This window comes from Acinetobacter sp. AL9 (genome assembly GCF_041464035.1).
Taxonomy (GTDB): Bacteria; Pseudomonadota; Gammaproteobacteria; order Pseudomonadales; family Moraxellaceae; genus Acinetobacter; species Acinetobacter towneri.
This window is the reverse complement of the sequence record NZ_JAYFSK010000264.1, coordinates 1-255: the sequence shown is the minus strand read 5'-3', so window position 1 is coordinate 255 and position 255 is coordinate 1. Positions and strand designations below refer to the sequence as shown.

1 tRNA gene is annotated in these 255 nt (G+C 46.7%); it reads right to left on the bottom strand.

Features of this window, described 5'->3' with window-relative positions:
* Positions 1 to 39: 39 nt before the first annotated feature.
* Positions 40 to 115: transfer RNA gene (locus ACEO2X_RS14630), tRNA-Ala, on the bottom strand.
* Positions 116 to 255 lie beyond the last annotated feature (140 nt).

Here is a 255-nt window from a genome sequence, read left to right as displayed (position 1 = left end):
AATTTTAAGGAAAAGCAGTGCTTTTCTGATCTTAAAATTTGGTGGAGACTAGGAGAGTCGAACTCCTGACCTCCTGCGTGCAAAGCAGGCGCTCTACCAACTAAGCTAAGTCCCCAGCTTATCATCTATGATTCGATGTATCGTAAACTGTGTTAAGGCGAATGCTTAACTCGAGCATAGCTCTCGTCTTGCGCTCGGGCGAAACATGTTTCGCTGACCCTCGCTCATGGTGGGTCTGACAAGACTTGAACTTGT